The organism is Bifidobacterium sp. UBA6881, assembly GCA_002451435.1.
GTDB lineage: Bacteria > Actinomycetota > Actinomycetes > Actinomycetales > Bifidobacteriaceae > Bifidobacterium.
Genome location: DKCF01000075.1, coordinates 10,126 through 13,257, shown reverse-complemented (window position 1 = coordinate 13,257; position 3,132 = coordinate 10,126). Strand labels below are relative to the sequence as shown.

Annotated in this window: 2 protein-coding genes and 1 pseudogene; 1 reads left to right on the top strand and 2 read right to left on the bottom strand. The window is 60.5% G+C overall.

The genetic code is table 11. From position 1 onward, the window contains the following. A pseudogene (locus B3C64_RS05670) lies at positions 1-97 on the top strand (tRNA (guanosine(37)-N1)-methyltransferase TrmD); the annotation flags it as partial. A 311-nt stretch (positions 98-408) separates the two neighbouring features. Here B3C64_RS05670 and rsmD read toward each other — a convergent pair. Beyond that, positions 409-990, bottom strand: a complete 582-nt coding sequence (gene rsmD, locus B3C64_RS05665) for a 16S rRNA (guanine(966)-N(2))-methyltransferase RsmD (RefSeq protein ID WP_291534328.1) — start codon at positions 988-990, stop codon at positions 409-411. 147 nt (positions 991-1,137) lie between these two features. Next, on the bottom strand, positions 1,138-3,132 hold a 1,995-nt coding region (locus B3C64_RS05660), incomplete at its 5' end, for an ATP-dependent DNA helicase RecG (RefSeq protein ID WP_291534327.1).

The window sequence follows — 3,132 nt, the reverse complement described above, 5'->3', positions numbered from 1 at the left end:
CGAGGCGTTGGACTGCTCCAAGCTCGACAAGGCCGACCGCAAAACCCTGATGGCGTTGGGCTGGGAGGTCTCCGGCGCACATCCGCGCAGACACTGACCTGTGATGGTTGGTACCGCCGGACCGACGGTGCCAACCACAGATGCCACTCAATATTTCAGCCGAATATTTCACACAATTTCAAATTCATCAGAGAAAATTAAATCGTGCGAAATCCTCTAATCGTCCGATACCCCTTAAACACTATTTTTCCGTGCCTTTCCCTTAAAAAAGGGCCATCCAGAAGGCAATGAAGTGCAATCATATTCACACGATCTCAATTTTGGTCGGGGAAATTAAATCGTGCGAAATCCAATAATGAACAGTTGACCCCTAACCGACAGTCGCGAACCACTTCCAAGCGGGGAAAATCACTGGCCATCAGGCTCGATGTAGTATACCGCGGTTTCGCCGTAATCACGACGATCCGTGATGGTCCATCCTACCGGAGCCGAGGGTTCCTCGGAACGGGTGGAGCGTTCCAGCACAATCACCGTGCGCTCATTCGTCAGCCCGCCGTCGGCCAGGCCGGCAAGCAACTGGTTGCAGGATTCCGTCTCGAACGCATACGGCGGATCGATGAAAATCACCTCGAACGGCGAGACGGCGGCGGCCGCGGCCGCGTATTTCTCCGCGCGGGCCTTGACCACACGGGCGACCATGCCCGTTTCCCACGAACGATTGTGCTTCAAGGTCGTCAGGGTTTTCGCTATCAATGTCGCAGCCGGAGCCGAGGACTCCACCGCCACCAGTTCGCGCGCGCCGCGGCTCAGCGCCTCGATGCCCAGCGCGCCGGTTCCCGCGAACAAATCCAAAACATGCGCATCATCCAGCACACCCCATGAGTCCAGATGTGAGAAAATCGCCTCTTTAGTGCGGTCGGTAGTCGGCCTGGTGCCTGGTTTCGGCGTGGTCAATGCAACGCCCTTGAATCGTCCGGAAATAACACGCATATCGTCTGATTATATGCGTAGCTCCTCATTATCGGGCGTTCCACGACGCAATGGCCCTGCCCCTAAACCGGCATACGGGGGCGGGAACGTCAAACATCAATGGCCGGGGGATAATGCAATCATCGCTCCGAAGCGCCGAAACCGTCGTTAATTGCTGGTCAGGAATGTTTCGTTGCCGCGCGTGAAATCAAGTACCGCGCCCGCCAACTGCACATGGTCCAGCAACTCCGGGTCCCGCGCCACCAACGATTTGGCCTCAGCGCGGGCGCTTTCGATGATCTTCACGTCCTTGACCACACGCAGCAGCTTCAGGCTCGATTTGCCGCCGGACTGCGCGTCACCCAGCACATCGCCGGCACCGCGGAACTCCAAATCAGCCTGGGCGATCTTCGCGCCGTCCAAGGTTCCCTGAATCACGGCAAGCCGTCGGGCGGCATCGCTGCCTTCAGGCGCGCGCGAAATCAGGAACGCGCCGGAATCGGTGCCGCCGCGCCCCACGCGTCCGCGCAACTGGTGCAGCTGGGAAAGGCCGTACCGGTCGGCGTCGAAAATCACCATGCAACTGGCCTTCGCCACATCCACGCCCACTTCGATGACGATGGTCGCCACCAGAATCGGCGTTTTGCCTGATGCGAAATCGGCCATGACCTGTGTTTTGACGTCATCGCTGTCGCGCCCCGTCAGTGTGGCGAATCGTATGCCGGCGAATTGAGGCAACGACCGCAGGCGTTCCGTGATTTCGGCGACGGAGTGCAACGGCGGCCGCTGCGCACGTTGTTCGTCATCCTCGCCAAGATCGTATGCGTCATCGAATGCCGCACCGGATTCGACATCGTCGGCATCCGCAATGGTATCCGCGTCTTCCGAATCCGCGTCGATGCGGGGGCAGACCACGTAGGCTCGTTCCCCCGCCTCGATGCGGCTGCGGATCAGCGTGAACATCTCGGCCATCTTCGCCCCATCGGATTCCGATACGACGAAGGTGTGGATCGGTTTGCGCCCGCCCGGCAGTTCGGTGAGCCAGGAGATGTCGAGGTCGCCGAACCACGTCATCGCGGCGCTGCGCGGGATGGGCGTCGCCGTCATGACCAGCAGGTGAGGAGCCTTCTCCCCCTTGGAATTCAACGATTCGCGCTGTTCCACGCCGAAACGGTGCTGCTCGTCGATGACGGCAAGCGCGAGGTTCGGAGCCTGGAATGTTTTGGAGAACGCGGCGTGCGTCGCCACGATGATGCATGGCGTGCCCGATGCGGCTATGGCGAGCACGCGGCGGCGCTCGGCCAGACGCATGCCACCGGTGAGCAGCAACACGGGGATTTCCCCGCTTTTCAGCCCCAGCAGGTCGTTCCCTTTCAATGCCGGCAGGTCGTTTCCGTCAAATCGTTTGCCATGTGTTCCAGCAGAAGCCTTTGCCTCGTCCTCTGCCGACGTTACGCGCGTAGACGCCGCATCGCCTTGCTCCATGGAAACATTTCGCGCCGCCGCGGACTCCGCAGCGTTCTCCGACGCGCGCACGGTATCGAAAGTGCCCTGTACGGCATCATCCATGTCGAGGTTATCCACCGATTTGGTTGGCGCCGTCCTGCTCGCGGCATCGACTTGTCCACTCTCATCCACAGGCGGATTGTGTGTTGTTTTCGCCGTGGATTCCCCGTTTTTCGCGTCACTCTCGCCACCGTCGGCAACCTCCGTGCCTTCGCTCGCATCAATGCCGGATGCTTCGGTTTCCCCATCGTCTCCCGGCATGCCGTTGCGGCGCATGCGCCGCATATCGGCGACCATGCGCGTGATGTTGTCGTAATGCTGCTCCGCGAGCACCAAGGTCGGCGCGACGAGCACCGCCTGATGCCCGGAGCCGACGGCCTGCATCATCGCCGCAATCGCCACGACGGTTTTGCCGGATCCCACTTCGCCTTGCAACAACCGTCGCATCGGATGGTCATCCGACATATCGCCGGCGATATCGTCGATGACCGTCTGTTGGCCAGCCGTCAGATCGAACGGCAGGGACGCGATGAACTCGTTTTTCAGCGTGACGTCGGCGCATATGGCGGCGGTCGCCTCCTGAGAGGCATCACGCGCCTTGACGAGCGCGGTCTGGCAAATCAGCGCCTCCTCATAGCGCAATGTGTGCAATGCCTG